Raw genomic sequence first — 24,856 nt, forward strand, 5'->3', positions numbered from 1 at the left:
ACCGGTTCGAGGCATTCTGTCATTTCATCTCATAAATTTTGACTTCACCTGGTTTTAAGTCGACCCAGAGATCCCAATTTTCATCGAACGAGTGCTCGGCATACGGCCATGAAGTCGGCGAATAGACCATCTCGGCGAAACGGCTCGCGTTCCAGTTACGGCGGCGCACTCCGTCGAGCGGGACTTTCCCCTGCAGTGAATGATGCATACTCGTGTTGGCGACGACGAGGAGCGTCTCGTTCGTGTCCGGACGCAACCAGGCGAGCCCGATGAACGGCGCATCCATCTGTTGCATCGCGAGTGGTTCGAAATGACTCGGATTGACGAGCACATCCAACCAACGACGACGCACTTCGGCCACTTGATGCATGAGTTCAATCATCTCGTTCCGTTCCGGATGATCCCAGTGGAACTGGTACGCGTCGAAGAAGGCGAGTTTCCCAAAATAAGGATTGGTCGGGAACAGTTGATACGCCTCTTCCGGTCGGCAGTCGAGCCCCGTGTTCATCGGTTGTGTCTCATACAGTTCGAGCCCAGAGTTCGTCATCGGGACACCGTTCGGCACGAACCCGTTCAACACAGTGAGCAAGCGACTCGCTTGGCGTCCCCCGTCCCGAGTCGCCAGGCGGCGCGTATCGGCCGTCTCCCCGGCAGCGAATACCGGCAACGGCAAGAAGCGTGAATCATAAATGAATTGGTGCGTCTCATGTGTATCAAAGCGAGGCTCTTTATAGAACCCGTAGCCGATAATCATGTTGTAGCCGGCTTCTTTCGCCGCCCACGCCCCAATCTCGATCAACTCTTCGGCGATGAAGCTGAAGTTGGCGTCAAGTGCGCGTGGCTGTTGAAGGATTCGTTGCGCCAAATCGACCGGCAAGGCATGACCCATGTCGATGCGGGCCCCATCGATTCCATATTCGCGCTGGTAGTGCGGAATGATATCGGCGAGCATCGCCCATAGCGGTTCGTTGATTTGATCGCCTCGGAATTGATTCGACTTGATTGAATCGAACAGGATGTACGGTGCCAAGTTCGCCTCACTGACATAAGGTGCCGCCGCTGTCGGGTGATCGAGGAAGAGACGGAAATACGTCACGTCCGACCATGGCGGTTGCGGGTCATTGATACAATCCGAGAAAGCTGGAGCAGTCGTCAAGCCGAACTCGCGCTCGATGACGGCGAGCAAATTCTCTTGCGGATGCTCGAGCAAGTACGCCTTCACCGTCTCCCACTTGTCCGCATCGACGAGGTTTGGTGCCATCGAGAAGCGACGCAAATGCGCCCACACGTCTTCCGACCCATAAATCATCGGTAAAAAGGCGTGCTCTGGTTTTACGTTCTCTCCAATGCCCGGCACGTGCGGTGGATGATAGTAATCGAGTTCCGTCACCGGAATCCAATAAAACCATTCGGGATTTTCTAAAATGAGCCGGTTGTCACGGGCACATGTGCGCGGGATGACATCGATGACGACACGAATCCCGACCATATGACATGCCTCGACGAACGCTGCGAACTCTTCTTCGACCGTCAAGCCGTCTCCGGTCAACGTCTCTTTCAATTCTTTATCGATTCCGAAAAAGTCTTGCACGGCATAAGGAGAACCAAACTCGCCTTTTTTATTTTTATGACTGTGTTGCGAGATCGGCAATAAGAACAACGTATCGATTCCCATGTATAACAGGTGCGGGATCAGCCGCGAGCGTTTTGACGAACGTTCCCGTATCCTTCATCCCAACCGAGTTCTCCATCTCGACATAACCTGACCCGTCATGGTCCCATGATGTCGAGGTCCGGACTTGCATCGAGTAGACCGAGGCGCGTTTGATCCAATCGCCACCCGTTTGAAGGTATCCGTCCGCTTGAGCGACCGATTGATGGTAATCTCGTCCGTCGACCGCATGCGGGAGAATCGATTTTTCAATCGTCTCGATTAAAAAATCGTAAGGATTGACCCGTTCGACACCATCTCGAACCGGCTCTGAAGGGAATTGCAGGCGGTTCCACAAGGTCGGAATTTCGTATTGCATGTTCGTTCGTTTTTCTTTCAAGACCTGGTGCAACTTGTGTAACGATGAGTTCTCTGGCATGTGTATTCTCCTTATGAATGAAATCGTTCCTCGCTTCATTGTAAACGATAACAAGAAACGCTTTACTATATATTTATACCTTTACCCGATATTTTCCTTTTCCAAAAAAATATTTTGCGACAAAATCGGTAAATCATGTACGATTGTATAGAAGGAGGGATGACCGTGTCCCAACAGAAATGGCTGACCTTACTGATCTTGTTATCACTTTTATCCGCTCTCATCCTCGGTGGTTTCGCGTTTCAACTTCGCGAGACGAGACATCAACTCGAGGCGATCCATAGTCAACGCCTCGATTCCTATGATGCCATCGAAGAAATCATGTATTTTAATATCGAACGGGCCAACGCTATTCGCGGGTTGCTCGCCTATAAGGATCGACGTTTTTTAGAGTCGTATTACAGTATGTCCCAGCAAGCTGAAGAGTTGAAGACGTCAATCACGAACGATCCACGCACACCGAGCTCGCTAATCGATTTACTTTACCGTGATGGGATATGGGAGCAAGGCGCCACCCAAGTGCTCGTTTTTTACGAACGCGGCGACATCGAGGCCGCGACCGAGCTCGCCGAGACGATGACCGACCAACGTCAAACGATTCTCGAGGACTTGCGCGCCTTGAAGAAAATGCAGTATGAAGACATCCGCAAACAACTCGTCGCGACCGAGAATCAAATCGATACGTTGATTCAAGCCCTCACTTCGATTGCCATTTTGCTCATCGCCACATTGCTTGTTTTGTCATTCCTCATCTTCAAAACACGAAAAAAAGACCGTCTCCAATGAGACGATCCCTCGACCTCATTTTCCATGGTGAGGTCTTTTTATTTGGAATGAATGAGACGTGCGGCGTTCCCGATGGCGAGCAAAGCAACCCCGACGTCGGCAAACACGGCCTCCCACATCGAAGCGAGTCCAAACAGACCGAGCAAGAGGAAGAGCGCCTTCATCCCGAACGCGAACGTGATGTTTTGCCAAACGATCCGTCGCGTCCGCCTGCTTAGTTCAATCGCTTCCACGACGTCTCGCGGAGCGTCATTCATGAGCACGAGGTCGGCTGCCGTGACGGCGGCATCACTCCCGACGCCACCCATCACGAGTCCGACATCGGCCCGTGCGAGCGCTGCCGCATCATTCAGCCCGTCACCAACAAAGGCGACCTTTCCGGTTTCAGCCAATCTCTCGATTTCTGCGACTTTTTGATGCGGCAGTAGCTCACTCCTTACTTCATCAATCCCAATCGCTGAACCGACGGCTACCGCGACTTTTTGCCGGTCCCCGGTCAACATGACCGTCTGATACCCATAGCGTTTCAAAGCTTGAATCGTGTCTTTTGCATCTGGCTTCACTTGGTCTCTCAACTCGATTCGTCCGAGCCAGCGGTCATTTTTGACGATATGGACGATCGTCCCCGATGTCTCCGCTGGAATCGGATAACCCAATTTTTGAACATAGCGGGCACTGCCGACGTAAATGCGATCTTCCCCATCTATCGCCATCAATCCGTATCCCGGTTCTTCTTTAATCATCGTGAATGGTAGGACCGGACCCGCATGCTCGACGATTGCTTTCGCGAGCGGATGCGTCGACGCCATCTCAACACGGGCGGCTAAGCGGAGCAGCTCGTCTATCGTCAACTCTCCGTTCGTCGCGACATCGGTCACTTCAAAGCGGCCGGTCGTGAGCGTGCCGGTCTTGTCGAACACGACCGTATCGACTTCGGCGAGCACATCTAAATACTCGCCGCCCTTCACTAGGATGCCCCGCCGTGAACCTGCTCCGATTCCACCGAAATAACCGAGCGGAATCGAGATCACCAAGGCACACGGACAACTGATGACGAGGAATATCAAGGCCCGGTATACCCATTCCTCGAGATTCCCGACAAACAGCGGCGGCACAAAAGCGACGACCGCCGCGAGAACGACGACGACCGGTGTGTACACCTTCGCCAACCGTGTGATCATCTGTTCTGTTTTCGCCTTGTTCATGCTCGCTTGCTCGACAAGGGCGATCATTTTTTGCAGACTCGATTCAGCGGCCGGGCGTTCGACTCGTACTTCGAGCCGCCCGTCAAGGTTGACCATACCCGCAAGGACGTCTTCCTCGGGACCAATCGGACGCGGTAGCGACTCGCCTGTCAGCGACGCCGTATCCAATGAGCTCGAGCCGCGTAGCACATGGCCGTCCATCGGGACCTGTTCGCCAGCTCGAACGATGATGATGCTACCAACCACTACCTCTTCAGGACGTTTCTCTACTTCCCGTCCGTCCTCGAACACGCGCGCAATCGTCGGCTTCATGTTCAACAACGATTGAATCGACCGACGTGAGGCATGGACGGCCCGTGCCTGGAAGTATTCACCGAGCTGGTAGAACAGCATGACGGCCACCGCTTCCGGATACTCCCTAATCGCAATCGCGCCGACCGTCGCAATCGTCATTAAAAATTTTTCATCAAACCATTCTCGGTGCCATATGTTACGAAAGGCGGCATAGACGACGTCATAGCCCGCGACCGCGTAAGCGATAACGTATACGACAAGCGAATCGGTATACAGACCGGCGAGCAAGAGTACGAACGCCACTCCAAACCGCCATAGCAAGCGACTCGACATCGGTACTTCCGTCTCGTCTTTGACGAAGTGTGCCCCTGGTTCAATTCGGCCCATCGTCGCTTCGATGGAACGGAGCGCCTCCGCGTGATCCTTCGAATCATTCCATTCAATAATCATTCGACTTGTTGCAAAATCAATCTGACAGGTTGCGACGCTGTCCTCTCCCGTCACGCTTTTCTCGATTTTGGCGGCACAGTTCGTACATGTGATCCCCTCGACAGGCAATACATCACGCTTCATAAATTTCGCCCCTTTACATTCAAACGTTCATTTGAATATATCGTAACGTTGTCAGCGAACAATTACAACCGTAAAAAAGAGCCGACTAGAATTCCAGTTGGCTCTCGTCACGCATCAGGTTGCGCATCAATTTGTTCGGCACTGTGGGCCATCGCGATTTCGACGAGGAGCCGGACGTGGTCATCGTCTAGTGAGTAATAGACGACTTTTCCATCTTTGCGATATTTGACGAGCCCTTGCTCGAGCAACGTCCGTAAGTGATGCGAAGCTGTGGCGTTCGAATGTCCGATCACGGCCGCCACGTCACAGACGCATAGCTCCGCTTCGAGCGTGAGCACGTATAGCACTTTGAGCCGGGTCGGGTCGGCGAAAGCTTTGAATAATCGACTGACCCGTGTCGCATCAAGGTCGGTCAACGCTTGTTGTAATACCGCGACATCTTCGTTTTGAATGGCAATCGTTTCGCATTGGGGTACTTTCATCCATCTCACCTCATTTTTTATACTTTCATTTTAGCAAATTCTCTTTTATAAATCTGTTATATATTATTATTGACTTTATTAATACTGTTATAATACAATGGAACCAACTTAACAGCTACGTTACTTAAATAAAGGGGGCAGTTACAATGAATGAATGGGCAAGCCGACTTGAATCTTCCGTCGAGTTTTATCGGAAGTTACCAGACAAGACGTGTCAAGAGTGCGGGAAACAAATGGATGAGCAGTGCGAGTCTTACGAGAACACGTGCCCATCTTGTGCTGAAAAACTCCAGCTTAGTGAATAAAACAATCCCTCGGAAACGTGTTCCGAGGGATTTGTCATGCCAGATGATAACCGAGATAAGCCGCAACCAGACCGAGCACGTAGGTCGCCAGCAAGTACATCCCGAAGCGAATCCAGTCTTTGGCGACGAACCGCATCACTTCGAGCTTGAACGTCGAGAACGTCGTGAACGAGCCAAGAAAGCCGACACCGAGTCCGAGCACAATTTTGTAATCGACCGTCATGTTGACTAAATAGCCGAGCAAGAAAGAACCTGATACGTTAACAAAGAGCGTGGCCCACGGAAAAACAGATGTCGACCACTTTTTGACAAGCTGCCCGATGCCGAAACGGGCCATCGCTCCGAAGAAAGCACCGACCATCACCACAATGAGGTCCATCATGATTCCCCCTCTCTGCTTGTGAACCGACGGAAGCGCCTGTTGCCCAACTTGTATCCCATCCACGAACTAAACAAGCCAAGGAAGATGCTTAATGTCACATAAAAGAGTGCTCCCATCAGATTGCCTGTTTCAATCATAACAATTGTTTCGACGCTAAATGTCGAGAACGTTGTGAACGAACCGATGAATCCTGTACCGAGTGCCGTGACGACAGTCGGTGAGAATCGCTCTGTTCGAAATAGGAAGTGTGTCAGCCATCCAAGTAAAAAACTGCCAATCAAATTGACCGCAAGCGTTGGAAACGGGAAACTCCCCCCATAGAAATTATGGATCCCAACGCCGATTTCATAACGAACCAGTGCTCCAAGCGCACCGGCCAATCCGACATAAACATAAAGCATATCCTTTCCTCCCTAACGAAAACACCTGCCGAGCAGAGAAGGCAGGTGTCGGATTGCTTCTTAAATTATAACAAATTGCGTGACGTTACGAAATAGCTGCTGGTGCGAACACGGCCGAGATGGCCTCGAACGCCTCATCGAGCTCCTCTTTTGTGATGACGAGTGGTGGAGCCAAGCGAATTACCGTCTCGTGCGTCTCTTTGCAGAGCAGCCCGCGCTCTTTGAGCGCCTCACAATAAGGTCGGGCCGCTTCTGTCAATTCAATCCCGATGAACAGACCTCGTCCACGTACATCTTTGATGAGCGGATTGTCAATCGACTTCAACCGGTCCATGAAGTATGTTCCGAGCTCAAGTGAACGCTGTGGCAACTGCTCTTCTTCTAACACTTCGAGCGACGCGATCGAGACAGCTGCCGCGAGCGGGTTCCCGCCGAACGTCGACCCATGTGACCCTGGATTGAATACGCTCAAGACGTTTTCGTTGGCCGCGACACACGATACTGGGAACACGCCACCCCCGAGCGCTTTACCGAGAATATACATATCCGGCTCTACCTCTTCCCATTCGATGGCGAACCATTTGCCCGAGCGGCCGAGGCCCGATTGAATCTCATCGGCCACAAATAACACATTATGCTGCTGGCACAGCTCGCTGGCACGTTTCAAGTAACCGGCCGGCGGAATGATGATTCCGGCCTCGCCTTGAATCGGCTCGACGATGAACGCGGCCGTATTTTTCGTGATGGCGGACTCGAACGCATCGATGTCCCCGTATGGAACGACCTTAAACCCTGGCAGTAACGGGCCAAATCCGCGTTGGTATTCCGCTTCCGTTGACATCGATACAGCTGCCATCGTCCGTCCGTGGAAGTTGCCCGAACAGACGATGATCTCCGCCTGGCCTGGAATTTGTTTCACTTCATAAGCCCAGCGACGCGACGCTTTGACTGCCGTCTCGACCGCTTCTGCTCCCGTGTTCATCGGTAACACCATCTGTTTGTTTGTAAGCGCTACCACTTTTTTGTAAAAACGACCGAGCTGATCATTGTAAAATGCACGTGACGTCAACGTGATTTTATCCGCCTGATCCTTCAGCGCTTGGATGATTTTTGGATGGCAATGCCCTTGGTTGACCGCCGAATACGCGCTTAACATATCCATGTAGCGGTTCCCTTCTGGGTCCGTCACCCAGATCCCCTTCGCTTCCGAGATGACGATTGGAAGTGGATGATAGTTGTGCGCCCCGAACTTCTCTGTCAATTCAATCACTTCTTGTGTCTTTGACATTTGATTTCCCCCTTATCAAAAAAACTATCTTACACCTTCAGTATATGATGACCGTCTTTCTTTTGACAACGACCAACTTGCCCATTCCTCGGGTTGGGAAAATAAGGTACACTGAACGTAGAGTACGATTCATTTGATGTAGATTGGAGGAAATGCTGTGGCTTCATTGCGCGATTTGCCGATTGACGAGTTCATCGATGCTTTATCTGTCCCATGCTGTTACATCAACCTCGACGGCAACGTCCTTCTTTGGAACGAACATGCGGAAACGCTCTTCGGATGGGAACGGGACGAGGTCCTTAACCAGCCGCTCCCGGTCGTCCAGCACTTAGAGCACACGCTCGAGACGTGGTCGCCACTGCTCCTTCAATATCCGTTCTCGACGACGGCGATGACGCCGTTCACACATAAAAACGGTTCGGTCGTCTATGCGACCGCCTATTTGCAGTCTTTTTCCATCAATGATTACACCGGCTATTTTTTAGCCTTTTTACCGAAAGAGTTTAGTCCGCTCATCAGTACGGAACAGTTCAATCTGCTTCACCACTTTCAAGCGATGATCGAGCAGTCGACTTATTACTTGGCTGCGAACGCGTACGGGGAAATCACCGAAATCAACCCGCTGTTATGCGGGTTGATTGGGGCACCCGATCATCAATTTATCGGTCGTAGTTGGTTCGAGCTCATCCATCCGTCGTTCGAGAATGACCCGATCGCCGAGGACGTGCTTCAAGCGCTTACGACTGACCGCATTTGGAACGGCGAGATGCCCATCCGCTCGGAACGGCATGCTGCGAACACGTGCTGGCTCAATTTGACGGTCGTCCCAATCTTGAGCGAAGAGGGCGAAGTCGTGCAATATACCGCCTTCGGATTTGATGTCTCAGATAAAAAAAGACTCGAACAAGAGGTCAACTATCTCGCTTACCATAACGATTTGACCGGGCTCTTAAACAAGAAAGGATGGCTTCGTCAATATGCCCACGTATTGACGGATGCCGATCAAACAGACGGTTTGGTTCATGTCGCTTTGTTCGACATCGATCGCTTCAAAATCATCAACGAATCGTTCGGCTCCCGTGTCGGCAACGAACTGCTCATCCAAATCAAGGACCGGGCCAAACAGTTCATGCCCGAGACGAGCGTCATGTTCCATCCGTCGGGCGGTTTGTTCGGTCTGCTGTTCTTTGAAGAGTCGAAAGAGGAAGTGTTTCAGTTGTTGCGCCAACTGCAACATGAATTGCAACGCCCGTTCCGGATCTACCATCATTCGATCATGGTGTCGATTTCCATCGGTTGCGTCTTCTATCCGTCGGCCACGTCTTCCTTAGATGAACTGTATACGCGCGCCGAGAGCGCCTTGTTCAAAGGAAAACGGATTGGTGTCGGGACGATCCAGTTCGTCACGAAAGATATGGACGACGCGTTCTCACGTCAAATCCATATCGAAAAAGCGCTTTATCAAGCGCTCGAAGAAAAACACTTCTATTTAGAATATCAACCAAAGTATGAGTTGAAAACTGACACGCTCATCGGGTTTGAGGCGCTTCTCCGTTGGCATCACGATGAACTCGGTCAAATCCCGCCGTCGGAGTTCATCCCGCTCGCCGAGGAGATGGCACTCATTGTCCCGATCAACAACTGGGTCATCCTCGAAGCGGCCAAACAGTTGAAAGCATGGCAACGACTCGTCGATTATCCACTGTCGATGGCTGTCAACATCTCACCGAACCAATTCCGGAGCGATAGCTTCATCAATACGCTCCGAAACATCAAGCAACAACTCAATCTAAACCCGTCCGACATCATTCTCGAGATTACGGAAAGTCTCGTCATGCAACAGACCGATGAAATCATTGCCCGGATGAACCAAATCAAACGGCTCGACTATCGCCTATCGATTGACGACTTCGGGACCGGCTTCTCGTCGCTACAATATTTGAAGTCGTTCCCGGTCGACGAACTGAAAATCGATAAAGTCTTTTTAGACGACTGGCTCGCGTCGAGGTCACACTTGCTCGATGTCATCGTCCATCTTGGGAAGAGCTTGCACTTGCACGTCGTGGCCGAAGGCGTCGAGGACCAGGAGATGCTCGACCACTTGAGGCAAACCGACTGTGACTCGTTCCAAGGGTTCTTGTACGCCAAACCGATGCCTCCAATCGAAGTCGTGCGTTTGTTGACGGGCGAACGACAATAAAAAATCATCGGATGTCGAGAGACATCCGATGATTTTTTTTTAAAGGCTGATGGTCGCTGTCCATAGTCCATAGACACCGTACGTTGCTGCCAACAGGATGACGACCGCAATCATATATTGCAGGCGGCTCAGGAACGGCCGGCCCTGTTCGCGTTCGGCCAGCATGAAGACGAACACGCCCGGCGCGTATAGGATCATGGCGATGAGCATATATTCGACCCCTGACGCGTAGAGGAGCCAACCTGCGTAAACGGTCGCGATGCCCGACATGACGAGCATCGAGCGCGCCCCTGTGCGTCGTGCCTCTTTCCAGCCGAACAAGGCGGAAAACAAATACGGGACGAGCGCCGCGATCCCGGCGATGCTCGACAGCACCAAATATGTCTGTTCGGAGAACAAGGCGATGATGGTGACGAGTTGCGTGAAGACTTGCGTGATAAACAAGGCGCTCACCGGCGTCTCATTTCGATTAAGCCGATTGAACACTTTCGGGAACACGCCGTCGCGACTGGCAACATATGAAATCTCTGTCGCGAGAATCGTCCACCCGAGCAACGCACCTGAGAGCGAGACGAGGAGTCCGATATTGATGATGGTCGCACCGACCGGCCCGACGACGGCCTCGAGCACGTACGCCATCGACGGTTCCGAGAGCGACGCGAGTTGTTCTTGCGTCATCACCCCGAACGACAAGATCGAGATCATCATGTAAATGACGAGCGTCCCGACAAGTCCGATCACTGTCGCACGACCGACGTCCCGTTTATGGCGGGCGCGTGATGACAAGACGACTGCCCCTTCAATCCCGACGAACGCCCAAAGCGTGACGAGCATCGTCGACTTCACTTGCGGGAATACTTGTGACCAGCTGAATCCGGATTGACCCCAAAAGTCGATTTGGAACGTATCGATTCGAAACGCAAATAAGATGAGGACAATAAATAAAAAGATTGGGACGAGCTTGGCGATCGTCGTGACAATATTCAACAGCGCCGCTTCTCTCATCCCGCGCGAGATAATCCAAAACAGCCCCCAAATGACGACTGCACTCATGAGTAAGCGGAACGTCCGATGTTCTGACGAAAATATCGGAAAGAAGTAGCTGAGTGTGCTGAAGATTAACGTGATGTTCGCCACTGTCCCGATCCACGCCGACATCCAGTAGCCCCATCCGCTATTGAATCCGACAAATTTGCCGAAGCCTTCTTTCGCGTAGGCATAAATCCCACCTTCAAGTTCAGGACGCGTATTGGCTAAAAATTGAAACACGAACGCGAGCATGACCATCCCGATGCCGGTAATCGTCCATCCGATCAAGACCGAACCGACCCCTGCACCTTGTGCCATCGCTCCCGGTAAATTAAATGCGCCTCCGCCGATCATCGTTCCGACGACCATGGCAGCGAGCCCAAAAAAGCCGATTCCGGCTGACTGTGACTTCATTCAAAACCCTCCAAAGCAAGTTGACGTCTGACGAATAACTATTCATCAATAATGTATAATCATTCGACGATTTCCTTATTCTACTGAAACCAAAGGCGTTTAGATAGGTATTTCACTAATGTTTATATTTTCGAATAATTTAAAAAATTTTATTGCGCATTCATCTTGTTTGTAGTTTAATTGCAATATATTCGAAACAATCAGAATTTTCGGGAGGTAACACAATGCGCAACAAAAAATGGTTAGCTTTATCGGGTGTCGCCTTGCTTGCAACAGCAGCATGTGGCGGCGGAGAAGACGCAACGGATTCATCTGACGGCTCTTCATCAAGTGATGCGAAAAAAGAAATCACGCTCGTCTCGGCGACGGATTTGCCACAGCTCGATCCGACGCTCACAACGGACTCGACGTCAATCATCGTGACGAACAACGTCTTCGAGGGACTGTATCGTCTTGACGAGAACAACCAACCGGTACCGGGAATTGCTGAAGACGTAGAAATTTCAGAAGACGGACTTACATACACCTTCAAATTGCGTGACGCGAACTGGTCAGACGGTTCACCGGTCACAGCTGAAGATTTCGTCTACTCATGGAAACGCGCCCTCAACCCTGAGACAGGTGCAGAGTACGCGTATATCCTTCAAGACTTGAAAAACGCCAACAAGATTCTTGCGGGCGAAGAAGAACTCGATACACTCGGCGCGAAAGCGGTCGATGAGAAAACACTCGAAGTTCAATTGGAGGCACCTGCCCCTTACTTCCTCGGGTTGACAGGATTCCCGACGTACATGCCACAAAAGCAAGAATTCGTCGAAGAGCAAGGCGAGTCGTTCGCGACAGCCGTCGATAAGACGCTCTACAACGGACCATACGTGTTAGACAGCTGGCAAGACAATGAAGGCTGGGTCTATAAAAAGAACCCGGACTACTGGGATGCTGAAAACGTCAAGATGGAGACAATCAACGTCAAAGTCGTCAAAGAAGTCGCGACAGGCGTCAACTTGTTCGAGTCGGGCGAAGTCGATTACACGCTCTTGTCATCTGAATTCGTGCCACAGTTCCAGGACAGTGATGAGTTCAAGACACGTGCCGACGCACGAATCAACTTCCTTCGTTTCAACCAGAAGAACGAATCGCTCCAAAACGTCAACATTCGTGAAGCACTCGCAAAAGGCTTCGATAAGCAAGGCGTCACGGACGTCATCTTGACGGACGGTTCACAACCGGCCAACTTTATCGTCGCGAAAGACTTCACGTTCACAGAAGACGGAGCTGACTTCCGCGAGAAGTATCCGGACCTTCAAAGCTATAACGTCGACGAAGCGAAAGCCGCATGGGAGAAAGGTCTTGCCGAACTCGGTGTCGAGACGGTCGAGCTCGAGTTCCTCTCACGTGATGAAGAAGCGTTCAAGAAAGTCAACGAGTACATCAAAGGTGAGCTCGAGAAGAACCTTCCTGGCCTCACACTTAACATCAAGCAACAGCCGTTCAAAAACTTCCTTGAACTTGAAGGCGCTGGCGACTATGATGTCTCCGCTGCTGGTTGGGGCCCTGACTATCAAGATCCAATGACGTACCTCGACATGTGGGTCACAGACGGTCCGTTCAACCGGATGGCTTACTCGAATGACGAGTACGACAAGTTGATTCAAGGCGCGAAACAAGAAGCTGACCAAATGAAACGTTGGGAAGCGATGCAAGAAGCCGAACGCATCTTGCTCGAAGATGATTTCGCGATTGCACCGATCTACCAAAAAGGTGAAGCTTACCTTGAGCGTTCAAACATCGAAAACATGTACCGCCACCCGTTCGGAGCTGACGCTAGCTTCAAGTGGTTGGACGTCAACTAATCAATAAACCCTGCCGCAGGAGCGGCAGGGTTTATTTGTGCGTCGACACTTGTGACAAGACATAACAAGAGGCGCGCCACGAATGATGGCACGCCTCCAATTTAGATGATTACGCTTCACGTTCAGCGCGAATTTCGGCTGGAACACGTCCACGTTTAGAAATGATTTGAGCGATGACAAGCAATACGATGAATGTCGCGAATGCCGAGAAGAATCCGACCCACATCGAGCCTGTAATCCCGAGCACCAAATATCCGATCGCTGACACCCCAGCCGCAATCAACGCGTATGGAAGTTGTGTCAACACGTGGTCGATATGGTGCGATCCGGCACCGGTCGAGCTGAGAATCGTCGTATCCGAGATTGGTGAACAGTGGTCACCGAACACCGCTCCGGCGAGTACCGCCGCGAGTGTCGGGAGCAACAGTTCCGGATCGACGGCCATAATCAAGTCAGCCCCGATTGGGAGCATGAGACCGAACGTCCCCCAGCTCGTCCCTGTCGAGAACGCCATGAGACCGGCGATTGCGAACAAGATGAGCGGCAAGTAAGACGCCGCAATCGAATCTGTGACGAAACTTGCCAAGTAATCACCCGTTCTCATATCCCCGATGACGGCAATGATCGTCCAGGCAAAGAGCAAGATGAGGACGGCTGGCCACATGGCACGGATACCGGCCCATGTCGCATGACCGTAGTCTTTTGCAGGAATCTTGCGACCAATCAAGAGTAAGAGCGCCACGAGCAAACTGATGACAGCACCGGTCACGAGTGACCGTGTCACGTCCGTTGACTCAAAAGCACCGAGAAGCGAGAAGCTTTGACCATCAGCTGCGAGCGCTTGGCCGCCTGTATACAGCATGGCCGAGACCGTAGCGATGATCAAGACGATGATTGGGACAATCAAGTCGCGGACTTTCCCGCCATCGTGTTCTTTAATGTCTTCACTCATCCCCATCGGTGCACCTTTCGATGAATCGTAGAGCTCGCCTTGAAGGGCGCGTAGCTCGTGCGTACGCATCGGTCCGATGGCGAGTCCCGTGTAAGCGACGTACGCCGTCAACATAAGCGCGAAGATGGCGTAAAAGTTCATCGGAATCATTTGAACGAATGCTGAGAGTGACGAATAACTGTCGATTGAGTATTTTGCCAAGATTCCCGCGATGAGCGCGATGATGTATGCTCCCCAACTCGAGAGCGGGCTGATGACACAGACCGGTGCAGCCGTCGAGTCAATCGTATAAGCGAGTTTCGCGCGCGATACTTTTTTCCGGTCCGTGAGCGGTCGGCTGATGTTCCCGACGGCAAGACTGTTGAAATAGTCATCGATGAAAATCAAAATCCCAAGTCCGAACGAGACGAGGCGAGCGCCACGAGCCGTCTTGACGTTAGAGGCCGCCCATTCTCCGAACGCACGGGCCCCGCCCGACGTTTGGATGATTGACGACAAAATCCCAAGCAAGAGCAAGAACGCGATCAACAGCACGTTCCATTCATTGATGGCCCCATCCGCCCAAAATAAGGCGATGATGTTTGACCATAAATATTGAATCGATTCGAGCGGGTTGAAATTGTGGAGCAATAAGACTCCTGCGATAATCCCGACACCGAGTGACGGAATGACTTTCCGTGTTGTAATGGCCATAATAATGGCGAGTAAAGCCGGTACGAGTGACAGTACCGAAGTTGAATAATCTACCATGCTGATTTCCTCCTCTTCTGTTTGAGATGAGGCCCCCCTATGCTTAAAAAAACGCAAAGCGAGGGCATCGGCAACAAAGCCGACACCCTCGCTGGATGTTCCGTCTTTCTTAGCCGACTTGGAGCGCTCCATACGTAAATATGTATGGCAGTCTGACGGGTATTTCCCGTCAGCCCAGCACAAAGTCAGAGACATGACTTTACACTTCGGCGATCTTGCCTTTCTGTAGTCTTCACCGTTGTCATCCTCGGACTACTTACTCATCAGCATCGCACCTCTACCTCATCGATAGCACGAATATTCATTTAAAGTTACGTCTAAATTATCATAGGTCATAGTGACTAATCAATAGTTTTTTTCATCTCGGATGATTTGTTTTAATACAGCGAGTGCAGCTTGATCGTCAGACTCGACCGCTTTAAAGAAATCACTAAAGAAATGATACAAGACGAATCGTTCAGCGTGTGACGATGTATGGTCTTTAATCGTCAGTAAGACGAGATGACGCAACCGTCGTTTCGTCCGCGTCTCGTCAGGCAATTCTTCACATCGATCTTGGAAGGCACGATATACAGAATTGATCAAATCCTCATGTTCATCATACGACCGGTTGTAAGCAACTTGTTCCATCTGTGATATCCCCCCTTTCCATATTTACCGATGAAACTTGTCGTAACTATACCAACTTAAACAAGAGCGTTCAATCGTTTCGGGTCGTTCTTAACAAAAATCATACGTTAGACTGACTTACGACTCGATGAATGAGAACGTCGTCACATCGAATAGTCCCATATCGGTCAACTTCAAATCCGGGATGACCGGGAGCGCGAGGAACGACATCGTCAAATAAGGGTTAAAGTGCCGATGTGCCCCGACGACGTCGAGCGCGTCATTCAACTGTTCGAGCACGTCCGCAACTTCTCCGTACGGGCGTTTCGTCATGAGTCCCCCAATTTCGAGCGGTAAAACGGCGAGCACCTTACCATCCGCGACCGCGACGACTCCACCGCCAACTTTTTCAAGTATTTCGGCAGCGAGCAACATGTCATCCGGGCTCACGCCGGCGATGACGAGGTTGTGGCTATCATGGGCAACCGTCGCCGCGAGCGCACCTCGCTTCAAGCCGAAGCCCGTCACCGGAGCGAGGGCCATGTGACCGGTCCCGTGATGACGTTCGATGACGGCAAGCGTAGCGATGTCTTGGGCGAGGTCGGCACCGGACGCGTCAGGTGTGAAGATGAGACGCTCCCGCTTCGTCAATAGACTGTTCGGTAACACTTGAATCACATCGACCGCTTCTTCCTTCACAGCTAAGCGGAACGAGTCCACCGTCAAATCCGGCAGTTTGAGCTCCCCTTTCATCGGTTTCGGCACTTCAATCCCTTCAGCCTCGAACGTCGCCTTGCCTTCTTTGGCGACGACTTCCCCGTTCACGTAGACGGATTCGATTTTCACCGATTGGACGTCTGACAAGATGACAAAGTTCGCTCGTTTGCCCGGGGCGATGGCCCCCACATCTTTTAGTCCGTACGCCTCTGCCGCGTGCAGACTGGCGACGGCGTAGGCCGTCTCTGGTTTGACACCTTGTTTGATCGCCATGCGGATATTGTAATCGATCCCACCTTCGGCCACGAGGTCGTCCAAGTGTTTATCGTCCGTACAGAACAAGAAGCGGTGGGCGTTGCTCTCGGTGATGGCCCGGCTGACTTTTTCCACGTTCCGGGCGACCGATCCTTCTCGGATTTGAACGTAAAAGCCGCGACGCACCCGTTCGAGTGCTTCTTCGGCCGTCGTGCACTCATGGTCGGTCATGATGCCCGCTGTACGGTAAACGTTCAGCTGATCCGGACCAAGTCCCGAGGCATGACCGTCGACGACTTTTCCGACGTGTTCAGTTTGTGCGATCTTTTGGAGCATGTCCTCACTTCCAGACTCGACGGACGGGTAATCCATCACTTCGCCGAGACCGTGTACACCCGGGTCCCCTAAAAATGGTGCCAAGTCCTCGGCGTATAACTTCGCCCCTGCGTGCTCGAACGGCGTCGCTGGCACACAGCTCGGAAGCATCATCCGCACGTCGAGCGGCAACCCTTTGGCGTCGGCGAGCATATATTCGATGCCGAGCGCCCCGTTCACGTTGGCAATCTCATGCGGGTCGGCGATGACCGTCGTCACTCCGAGCGGAAGTACGGCTTTGGCAAACTCATGCGGTGGGACCATCGACGACTCGATATGGACGTGGGCGTCGATGAACGACGGCGCGAGCGTCCAGGACGGGTCATGGTATTCCGTCTCCCCTTCGTAGCCGTCCCCAATGCCCACAATATAGCCGGCGTCGATGGCGACGTCCGTGCGAATCGTCTCGCGACTGTAGACGTCGATGACCGCCACATCTTTAAAGACGACCGCTGCTTTCTTTTTCTTCGCCGCGATGTCGATCAAATGTTGTTTCTCCATCTGTCTGTCTCCTTTTTTCTCTACGTATTTTTACTATCTTAACAAGAATAATCTTTCCGGTGCAATTTCTTTTTCAACTTATGCGACAATGAAAGCATATCCGTTTGAAAGGGGTTACACATATGCAATACAAATTAGGAGAACTAATTCCACACGTCGACGAGACGGTTTTCATCGCACCAGGGGCCCACGTCATCGGTGATGTCACGATTGGCGCCCATTCCGGTGTCTGGTTCAACACGGTCATTCGAGGAGATGAAGGACCGATTCAAATCGGTTCGTACGTGAATATCCAAGACGGATCGATGGTCCATCAATATGAAGGATCCCCGACGATCATCCATGACCGCGTCTCGATTGGCCATATGGCGATGATTCACGGTTGCGAGATTGAAGAAGGCTGTCTCATCGGCATGCATGCGACCGTCCTCGACGGTGCCAAAATTGGTAAGGGTTCGTTCGTCGCGGCCGGCGCCCTCGTTACACCGAACATGCAAATCCCGGAAGGCGTTATGGTCATGGGTGTCCCAGCCAAAGTCGTCCGTCCGCTCAATGACGAGGATCGCTTCATCATGGAACGGACCGTCAACAAATACGCGAAGCGGGCTCAGCAGTACTTGGAGACGTGCGAACCAATGACATCCACACAAACTTTGTGAAAGCGTTTACAAGATTCATAAATTGTTAACGATTATCCCGATTTTTCTTCATGTTCCCCTTGTATACTGAGGATGTAGTCAAGCCGACGTGTCGAAAGGGGCCAATTGTATGTATCCAAACCATGCCGAACTCATGTTAGACTTGTACGCCTCGTCCGTTAACCCAAGCTATTGCCTTCATATCGAGGATTCGTTCGACGATACGCTGCAAGGCACACATCGAGAGGTTTGGGAACGATTGCAATCGGATAATACTAAAGAGGAAGAAACTAAAATTAAGGGAACGTGAACAAAATGATTCCAACGAATGTCATTCAAGACTGGCTCGCAAATAAATTAAAGAAATAAATCGTATACATCAAAAGCTCGAGCGGAGACTAAACTGGTCCCCACTCGAGCTTTTTTTATTCGAAGATTGTGAGGCAGCTGTCAATCGACTGGCGCCTTTTTAGCGGAGGCACGTCCTCGAACCGTCCGAGTTGGAGCAATCCGACGAACGTCTCCCCTTCTGCCCCAATCATTTCCTGTAACCTCGCATCTTCAAAGATGCCTCCGGTACGCCAGACGAGACCGATGTCCCGCTCACTACACAGTAAGTGGAAGTTCTGAATGAACGTCGCTGTCGCAAGTAACGCATCCTTCCGATCTTTCTCCGTCTCGAACGCCTTCGTCGTCACGTACACGCATGCGGCCGCGTTTCGAATTCGTCCCGAGATTTTCTCGCGTTTCGACTCGGGGCCGTCAGCAAACGCCGGTTCGAGCGCTTGAAGCAATACGTCTTTCCCATCTCCGTTGAACAAGTAAACGTTCCATGGTTCAACCTTATTATGAAACGGCGCATGATGGGCCGATGTCAATAACGAGTACAATTCTGACGTGTCGAGCGCACCTTCTGTGAACATGCGAATCGTCCGCCGCGATTCAATCAACTGTTGTCCTGCTGTCTTTTCCATTGAAGTCACTTCCCCCTCTATTCTCTCTCTCATCATAATTGAAAACATTTCTCATTTGAAGAAGAATGACTCCTAACAAAAAGAACGCATTCCTGAGTCAGGAATGCGTCCGTTCTATCATGTCGATTGTCCGACAATCTCACAGGCGACCAAGTCTTCAAGTGTCTGTCTGCGGACGACGAGACGATGTGTCCCGTCCTTCACGAAGACGACGGCTGGACGGAGCATCTGGTTATAGTTACTCGCCATCGAGAAATTATACGCCCCTGTCGCTTTGACAAGCAAGAGATCCCCGGCTTCGACCGGTGGGATGAGTGAACGGTTCGAGATGATATCGCCCGACTCACAGCACGCCCCGACGATTTTCGCCTCGAGCGTCTTCGCCTCATCCATCCGTGTCGCCGCGATGACGTCATACTCGGCGTCATAGAGGGCAGGACGAATGTTATCCGTCATGCCCCCGTCGACCGAGACGTACGTGCGGACACCACTCACTTCTTTCACCGTCCCGACTTCATAGAGCGTCGCACCGGCGTTAGCGACGAGCCAGCGGCCCGGTTCGATGCCGATTTTCGGGAGCGGCAAGCCGAAGCGGTTCACTTCCGCGACGAGCGTGTCCATCACTTGCGTCATCGTATCGGCGAAGTCGAGCGGGTCGTCCGACTCGAGATAGGCGACACCGAAGCCGCCACCGATATTCAAGACGTCGGCCGTATACCCTGTCTCTTGACGAATCGTCTCGATGAAAGCGACCATCGTCTTGACCGTATTGATGAACAACGTCGGTTCTTGAATCTGCGAGCCGACATGACAATGGATGCCTCGCAAGTGCAGACGTTCCGCTTGCAGCGTCGCCTTGATTGCTTCTAGATACGCATCGTCATGAGTCGGGAAGCCGAACTTCGTATCGACCCCACCCGTCTGAATCGCCTCGTGGGCGCCTCCGACGACTTGTGGGACGATGCGGAGCAAGACATCGACGTCTTCTACCCCTTGCTCAGCGGCCAGACCCGACAACAGCCCAATCTCACGCATGTTGTCGATGGTGAAATGAGTGATTCCGTTCTCGAGCGCGAACGTGATGTCCTGCACCGTCTTGTTCGATCCGTGGACGTGAATCCGGTCAGCCGGAACACCGGCGTGGAGCGCGACGAACATCTCGCCGCGCGAGACGACGTCGATGCTTAAGCCCGCTGCCATCACTTTATCGTATACGGCCGCAATCGACATCGCTTTCGATGCGTAGAGCGCGTACGTATTCGGATACTTGTCGAGGAACGCGTTCCGGACGAGGCCGAGACGACGCTCGAGTTCAGGCTCGCTCATGATATAGAGCGGTGTCCCGTACGTCGCTTGAAGTTCACGGACGGACACGCCTTCGATCATACAAACTGATTGGTTGGTGGTGTACATACATTGCCTCCTTCAAAGCGATGCGGGACACGCCATGAGCGTGCGCATAATTGTTCTGAGTTATTGGCGTGCCCGGTGCGGGTCACGTCATCGATTTTCGTGAGATGGCCGTACAGCTCCACGCGGTCTCCGACTTGAATCGTGTCATCGACGCGCAAGAAACTGTGGCTCATGAAGATGTTACTGATGAACGGATAGGCCCGTCCTTCGATGTGGGCCGGCAAGAAGCGCCGAGCCCGCATGAGTCCGTCGCCATAACCGACCGAGAGAACGGCGATGCGTTCATTCGTCTCGGCCGTGTAGCCCGTACCGTAACCGACGTGGGCACCGGCCTCGATGTCGTGCACGGCGACGACTTCCGTCTCCCAGCGAAACGCCGGGATGAGCCAATCGACCGGTTCGACCGAAGAGTAGCCATACAGGAAGATGCCGACACGCACGTGTGTGCAATGCCCGAGGCGCGGATCCGCTTGTAGTGTCGCGGCGCTGTTGGCCGCATGCACGATCTCGAACGTATGCCGTTCGATGAGACGATTCGACCAGTCGGCGAACCGTTCCACGTGCACGCTATGTTCGATTTCGGCGTTGTCGGCGTCAGCGAGCGGGAAATGAGTACATAACCCGACGAGGTCGAGCCCTTCGTCTTGGCAAAACGCGACGATGGCCAGCGCTTCTTTGAACGTCTTGGCACCGAAGCGGTTCATCCCGACGTCGAGCTTTAAATGAAGGCGGACCCCGTCGAGCTGGTCCCGTTGCGAGACGAGCCAGTCATAGGAACCGATGGCGACGTCAAGGTGGTCACGATGGACGGTTGCCCAGTCGTAGACCGGGTTCATGACGAGGACGCGCGCTTCCGGAGCTGATGCCCGGACCTCGCTCGCCTCGTCCAGCGTCGTCACCATGAAGTGACGCACCCCTTCTTCGTACAGTGTCGTCACAACTGGCTCCATCCCTAAGTTATAGGCGTTGTTTTTAACGACGGCGAACACCGGTCGGCCAAGCGCTTCAATCCGACGTTTGTTTTCGCGAATCGCATTCAAGTCAATTGTGACTCCCATACAAAAAACTCCTTTATTCTTTGACTCCAGCTTTGACGAACGTGATCCAATCGCGGTGTGTCGGAATTTGTCCCGTCACAGCCTCACGGTAACGCGCGAGCATGTTCGTCGCGACCGATTGGACGCCGCCGCCGATTGAGATGTTGTCGATTTCGATGACGCTCGTCACTTCAGCCGCCGTTCCCGTCAAGAAAATTTCATCTGCGACATATAGTTCGTCACGTCCGATGTGGCGCTCGATGACCTCGAACCCTTCCTCACGGGCAAGTTCGATCACCGTTTGACGCGTGATGCCGTCGAGCACCGAGCAATCGAGTGACGGTGTGAAAATTTTGTTTCCTTTGACGAGGAAGATGTTGGCGACGCTCGCCTCGCTGACGTTTCCGTTCATGTCGAGGGCGATCGCTTCGTCATACCCGTCGCGGACCGCTTCTCCTTTAAGGAGTTGCGAGTTCATATAGTTCGCCGCCGCTTTCGCTTGCATCGGCATCATCGTCGAAGAGACGCGACGATACGAGGCGACTTTCGCGCGGATGCCGACCGTCTTGCTGAAATATTCGCCGAGCGGCCAGCATGAGATCGCGACGTGTACTTTCGTTTCCTGCGTCGGCATGAGTGCCTGCCAAGGTGTGCCGAGGAAAACGAATGGGCGGATGTAACAAGCCTCGAAGCCGTTGCGTTCAATCAATTCGATTGTCGCTTGTTCGAGCTCATCAACCGTGTACGGCAAGTCGACGTGATAGTATGCACACGAACGAACGAGTCGCTCCAAGTGTTCACGGAGTCGGAAGATGGCCGGGCCTTCTTCTGTGTGGTATGCCCGAATCCCTTCGAAAAAGCCGCTACCGTAGTGAATCGCGTGTGTCATGATACTCGTGTTCGCGTCACTCGGCTCGATCCAAGCCCCGTCTTGCCACATCCATTGTCCATACTGTTCCATTTGTTCAACTCTCCCATTCATTGTTTATATTTTCTGTCTATTATACGTTACAGGGAGCGTAAGTCATCAACAAGTTGTGTTTTTTCTGCGGTTTTTTCATCTTTTTGCTTAATGACACGGGCTGGTGTGCCGGCGACGACGCTTCCGGCCGGGACGTCTTGTGTGACGACACTACCTGCTGCGACGACGGCATTTTCACCGACACGGACGCCTTCCAAGATGACGGCGTTCGCACCGACCATGACGCCATCTTCGATGATGACCGGGTCTTTTGAAGGTGGCTCAAGGACACCCGCCACGACGGCGCCGGCGCCAAGGTGGACGTTTTTCCCGAGCGTCCCGCGGGCACCGATGACCGCGTTCATGTCGACCATCGACCCGTCACCGATGACGGCACCGATGTTGACGACGGCACCCATCATGACGACGACGTTGTTCCCGATTTGGACGTGGTCCCGGATGAACGAGCCTGGCTCGATACGGGCATTCAACTTCGTCGTGTCGAGCATCGGCACGGCGCTGTTGCGGCGGTCGTACTCGAGATGCGTGTCCGTGATGACGGCAGCGTTCGCTTCAACGAAAGCAGCCGCACGTTCAGCCGTCGTGAGGAACAGTTTCGACTCGTCCGTTCCAAAGGCTTTGGCATCTTCGATAGTGAGACCGGCCAATTGACCGTTGACGTACAATTTGACTGGCGTTTCTTTCTTGGCATCTTTAATGTATTGCGCGATTTCATAAGCGTTTGTGAGTAACATGAGTGGCCTCCTCGTATAGGTTCGTTAAATTGTATAGTCCGGCTGGGCGGTCAAGAATCGTTGCCGCCGCAGCGAGTGCCCCGTTCGCGAAGACGCGTTTCGACAGGGCCGTGTGTTTCAATTCAAGCATTTCGTCGTCTCCGGCGAAGAGCACCGTGTGTTCCCCGAAGATTGTGCCGCCGCGTACCGAATGCATACCGAGTTCATCGGCTGCACGCGCTTCGCGGCGCGGTGTCCGGTCGTATACCGGTGTCACATCGCGTTTCGCCTCGATGGCACGGGCGAGCAGTTCCGCCGTTCCGCTCGGTGCGTCGACTTTCTTGCGGTGGTGCGCCTCAATCACTTCGATGTCATAACCGAGCGTGAGCGGGACGAGTTGGTCGAGCAATTGTTTTAATAGCGCGATCCCATATGACGTGTTATACGACTGGAAAATCGGAATCTCCTGAGACGCTGCTTCAATTTTAGCAAGCTCTGCTTCTGAGAACCCTGTCGTCGCGATGACGAGCGGAATCTGTTTGGCTTTCCCAAAAGCGAGCACGTCATCCAACAACGCCGGATTCGAGAAATCGATGACGACATCGACCTCGGCCTCGACGTCTTGTAGCGAGACGGGATGCTCCCCTCCGGCCGGTGAGACGATGGCCGTGACGTTCAAGTTTTGTGTCCGGGCGACTTCTTCGACGATCTGTCCCATCGCTCCGTATCCATGAATGAGTAAGTTCACTGTCTCACCTCATTGAACTGCTCCATCGCCGACAACAAGCGGGCCTCGGCCGTCGCGCTCATCGGGACGAGCGGGAGACGTGGTGCGCCGAACTCGAAGCCGCGCGCATTGAGTGCCGCTTTGACCGGAATCGGGTTCACTTCGGCGAACAATTCGTCGATGACCGGGAGCAGTCGGAGCTGCCAGCGGCGTGCCGTCTCCAAGTCTCCGGCGAGGAGCGCTTCGGCCAAGGCGACCGTCGCACCCGGATAGACGTTTGAGAGCACGGAGACGACACCTTGCGCGCCCCACGCCATATAAGGAAGAATTTGATCGTCGTTCCCGCAATAGACAGGGAAGCCTTCCGGTACGTGCGCCATCATTTGAGCCATGACCGAGATGTCCCCGCTCGCTTCCTTGAGCGCGGCGATGCGTGGATGATCAGCGAGTTCCCCGACCGTTGCCGGATCCAGGGCGACACCCGTCCGCGACGGCACGTTGTAGAGCATGAGTGGAATCGGTGACGCGTCGGCGATCGCTGTGAAGTGGGCAATCAGACCCGCTTGCGTCGATTTGTTGTAATAAGGCGTGACGACCATCGCCATCTCGGCTCCGAGCTCGGCAGCCCGTTTTGTCTTTTGAATGCTGAGCGCCGTGTTGTTCGACCCGGTCCCGGCAATGATGACGGCACGTCCGGCAGCGATTTCAATCGCTTTGACGAGTAACGTCTCGAACTCTTCGTCCGTGATCGTCATACCTTCACCAGTCGTTCCCCCGATGACGAGGCCGTTGACGCCTTCTTTGATTTGATCTTCAATCAATGCTTCCCACGCTGTGAGATTTAATTGACCGTCTGCTTGAAACGGTGTAGCAAGTGCGGTTGCGACTCCTGTGAACATATAATCTCCCCC

Annotated in this window: 23 protein-coding genes and 1 riboswitch; of the genes, 5 read left to right on the forward strand and 18 right to left on the reverse strand. The window is 52.8% G+C overall.

The window, feature by feature from the left end:
* Positions 1 to 19: 19 nt before the first annotated feature.
* Both NMQ00_RS12895 and NMQ00_RS12900 read right to left on the reverse strand, forming a co-directional pair.
* Complete coding sequence (locus tag NMQ00_RS12895; protein WP_255176996.1) at positions 20 to 1,675, reverse strand: alpha-amylase family protein; 1,656 nt, start codon at positions 1,673 to 1,675, stop codon at positions 20 to 22.
* Positions 1,626 to 2,090 carry a hypothetical protein gene (locus NMQ00_RS12900; RefSeq protein WP_255176997.1) on the reverse strand — a complete coding sequence of 155 codons (465 nt, stop codon included), beginning with the start codon at positions 2,088 to 2,090 and terminating at the stop codon, positions 1,626 to 1,628. Before NMQ00_RS12900 ends, NMQ00_RS12895 begins: the two co-directional genes overlap by 50 nt.
* Positions 2,091 to 2,249: 159 nt before the next feature.
* Between NMQ00_RS12900 and NMQ00_RS12905 the strand changes: the two genes are divergently transcribed.
* On the forward strand, positions 2,250 to 2,876 hold the full coding sequence (locus NMQ00_RS12905; RefSeq protein ID WP_255178723.1) for a hypothetical protein: 627 nt from the start codon (positions 2,250 to 2,252) through the stop codon (positions 2,874 to 2,876).
* A gap of 38 nt (positions 2,877 to 2,914) precedes the next feature.
* Here the strand turns inward: NMQ00_RS12905 and NMQ00_RS12910 are convergent, their stop codons facing one another.
* A complete protein-coding gene (locus NMQ00_RS12910; protein ID WP_255176998.1) occupies positions 2,915 to 4,948 on the reverse strand; it encodes a heavy metal translocating P-type ATPase in 2,034 nt (677 codons plus the stop codon).
* A 107-nt stretch (positions 4,949 to 5,055) separates the two neighbouring features.
* Positions 5,056 to 5,430 carry an ArsR/SmtB family transcription factor gene (locus NMQ00_RS12915; protein WP_255176999.1) on the reverse strand — a complete coding sequence of 125 codons (375 nt, stop codon included), beginning with the start codon at positions 5,428 to 5,430 and terminating at the stop codon, positions 5,056 to 5,058.
* A gap of 146 nt (positions 5,431 to 5,576) precedes the next feature.
* Here NMQ00_RS12915 and yhfH point away from each other — a divergent pair, with 146 nt between their 5' ends.
* A complete protein-coding gene (gene yhfH, locus NMQ00_RS12920; protein ID WP_021065246.1) occupies positions 5,577 to 5,735 on the forward strand; it encodes a protein YhfH in 159 nt (52 codons plus the stop codon).
* A gap of 34 nt (positions 5,736 to 5,769) precedes the next feature.
* Here the strand turns inward: yhfH and NMQ00_RS12925 are convergent, their stop codons facing one another.
* The 3 genes from NMQ00_RS12925 to NMQ00_RS12935 form a co-directional block, all read right to left on the reverse strand.
* A complete protein-coding gene (locus NMQ00_RS12925) occupies positions 5,770 to 6,114 on the reverse strand; it encodes a fluoride efflux transporter FluC (RefSeq protein WP_255177000.1) in 345 nt (114 codons plus the stop codon).
* Positions 6,114 to 6,518 (reverse strand): fluoride efflux transporter CrcB, encoded by a 405-nt coding sequence (crcB, locus tag NMQ00_RS12930; protein ID WP_255177001.1) that lies wholly within the window; start codon positions 6,516 to 6,518, stop codon positions 6,114 to 6,116. The genes NMQ00_RS12925 and crcB overlap by 1 nt, the downstream gene beginning before the upstream one ends.
* 85 nt (positions 6,519 to 6,603) lie before the next feature.
* Complete coding sequence (locus NMQ00_RS12935) at positions 6,604 to 7,806, reverse strand: ornithine--oxo-acid transaminase (protein WP_255177002.1); 1,203 nt, start codon at positions 7,804 to 7,806, stop codon at positions 6,604 to 6,606.
* 157 nt (positions 7,807 to 7,963) lie between these two features.
* Between NMQ00_RS12935 and NMQ00_RS12940 the strand changes: the two genes are divergently transcribed.
* Positions 7,964 to 10,006: a bifunctional diguanylate cyclase/phosphodiesterase gene (locus tag NMQ00_RS12940; RefSeq protein ID WP_255177003.1), complete on the forward strand. Its 2,043-nt coding sequence runs from the start codon at positions 7,964 to 7,966 to the stop codon at positions 10,004 to 10,006.
* Positions 10,007 to 10,045: 39 nt separating this feature from the next.
* On the opposite strand, the gene NMQ00_RS12945 is transcribed toward NMQ00_RS12940, so the two are convergent.
* Entirely contained in the window at positions 10,046 to 11,449 is a 1,404-nt protein-coding gene (locus NMQ00_RS12945) for a basic amino acid/polyamine antiporter (protein WP_255177004.1), read from the reverse strand.
* A gap of 224 nt (positions 11,450 to 11,673) precedes the next feature.
* Between NMQ00_RS12945 and NMQ00_RS12950 the strand changes: the two genes are divergently transcribed.
* The gene (locus NMQ00_RS12950; protein ID WP_255177005.1) at positions 11,674 to 13,302 is read left to right on the forward strand and encodes a peptide ABC transporter substrate-binding protein; all 1,629 of its coding nucleotides are present in this window, start codon (positions 11,674 to 11,676) and stop codon (positions 13,300 to 13,302) included.
* Positions 13,303 to 13,411: 109 nt separating this feature from the next.
* Here NMQ00_RS12950 and NMQ00_RS12955 read toward each other — a convergent pair whose 3' ends face one another.
* The 3 genes from NMQ00_RS12955 to ade all read right to left on the reverse strand — a co-directional run bounded on the left by NMQ00_RS12955 (position 13,412) and on the right by ade (position 17,461).
* Positions 13,412 to 15,004: a Na+/H+ antiporter NhaC family protein gene (locus NMQ00_RS12955; protein WP_255177006.1), complete on the reverse strand. Its 1,593-nt coding sequence runs from the start codon at positions 15,002 to 15,004 to the stop codon at positions 13,412 to 13,414.
* A 113-nt stretch (positions 15,005 to 15,117) separates the two neighbouring features.
* A riboswitch (Lysine riboswitch) is annotated at positions 15,118 to 15,292 on the reverse strand.
* Positions 15,293 to 15,349: 57 nt separating this feature from the next.
* Positions 15,350 to 15,634: a hypothetical protein gene (locus NMQ00_RS12960; protein WP_214797619.1), complete on the reverse strand. Its 285-nt coding sequence runs from the start codon at positions 15,632 to 15,634 to the stop codon at positions 15,350 to 15,352.
* A 117-nt stretch (positions 15,635 to 15,751) separates the two neighbouring features.
* The gene (ade, locus tag NMQ00_RS12965; protein ID WP_255177007.1) at positions 15,752 to 17,461 is read right to left on the reverse strand and encodes an adenine deaminase; all 1,710 of its coding nucleotides are present in this window, start codon (positions 17,459 to 17,461) and stop codon (positions 15,752 to 15,754) included.
* A gap of 122 nt (positions 17,462 to 17,583) precedes the next feature.
* Between ade and NMQ00_RS12970 the strand changes: the two genes are divergently transcribed.
* A complete protein-coding gene (locus tag NMQ00_RS12970; RefSeq protein WP_255177008.1) occupies positions 17,584 to 18,120 on the forward strand; it encodes a gamma carbonic anhydrase family protein in 537 nt (178 codons plus the stop codon).
* Positions 18,121 to 18,524: 404 nt separating this feature from the next.
* Here NMQ00_RS12970 and NMQ00_RS12975 read toward each other — a convergent pair whose 3' ends face one another.
* From NMQ00_RS12975 to dapA, 7 genes are all read right to left on the reverse strand, one after another.
* A complete protein-coding gene (locus NMQ00_RS12975) occupies positions 18,525 to 19,073 on the reverse strand; it encodes a nitroreductase family protein (RefSeq protein ID WP_255177009.1) in 549 nt (182 codons plus the stop codon).
* Between the two features lie 117 nt (positions 19,074 to 19,190).
* The gene (gene lysA, locus NMQ00_RS12980) at positions 19,191 to 20,486 is read right to left on the reverse strand and encodes a diaminopimelate decarboxylase (RefSeq protein ID WP_255177010.1); all 1,296 of its coding nucleotides are present in this window, start codon (positions 20,484 to 20,486) and stop codon (positions 19,191 to 19,193) included.
* Positions 20,456 to 21,544 (reverse strand): alanine racemase, encoded by a 1,089-nt coding sequence (alr, locus tag NMQ00_RS12985; protein WP_255177011.1) that lies wholly within the window; start codon positions 21,542 to 21,544, stop codon positions 20,456 to 20,458. Before alr ends, lysA begins: the two co-directional genes overlap by 31 nt.
* A gap of 13 nt (positions 21,545 to 21,557) precedes the next feature.
* A complete protein-coding gene (locus tag NMQ00_RS12990) occupies positions 21,558 to 22,484 on the reverse strand; it encodes a branched-chain amino acid transaminase (protein WP_255177012.1) in 927 nt (308 codons plus the stop codon).
* Positions 22,485 to 22,531: 47 nt separating this feature from the next.
* Positions 22,532 to 23,239, reverse strand: a complete 708-nt coding sequence (gene dapD / locus NMQ00_RS12995; protein ID WP_255177013.1) for a 2,3,4,5-tetrahydropyridine-2,6-dicarboxylate N-acetyltransferase — start codon at positions 23,237 to 23,239, stop codon at positions 22,532 to 22,534.
* Positions 23,217 to 23,966 (reverse strand): 4-hydroxy-tetrahydrodipicolinate reductase, encoded by a 750-nt coding sequence (gene dapB / locus NMQ00_RS13000; RefSeq protein WP_255177014.1) that lies wholly within the window; start codon positions 23,964 to 23,966, stop codon positions 23,217 to 23,219. The genes dapD and dapB overlap by 23 nt, the downstream gene beginning before the upstream one ends.
* Positions 23,963 to 24,844, reverse strand: coding sequence for a 4-hydroxy-tetrahydrodipicolinate synthase (dapA, locus tag NMQ00_RS13005; RefSeq protein WP_255177015.1), 882 nt, complete (start codon positions 24,842 to 24,844; stop codon positions 23,963 to 23,965). The genes dapB and dapA overlap by 4 nt, the downstream gene beginning before the upstream one ends.
* Positions 24,845 to 24,856 lie beyond the last annotated feature (12 nt).

This window comes from Exiguobacterium aurantiacum (assembly GCF_024362205.1).
GTDB classification, from domain to species: domain Bacteria; phylum Bacillota; class Bacilli; order Exiguobacteriales; family Exiguobacteriaceae; genus Exiguobacterium; species Exiguobacterium aurantiacum_B.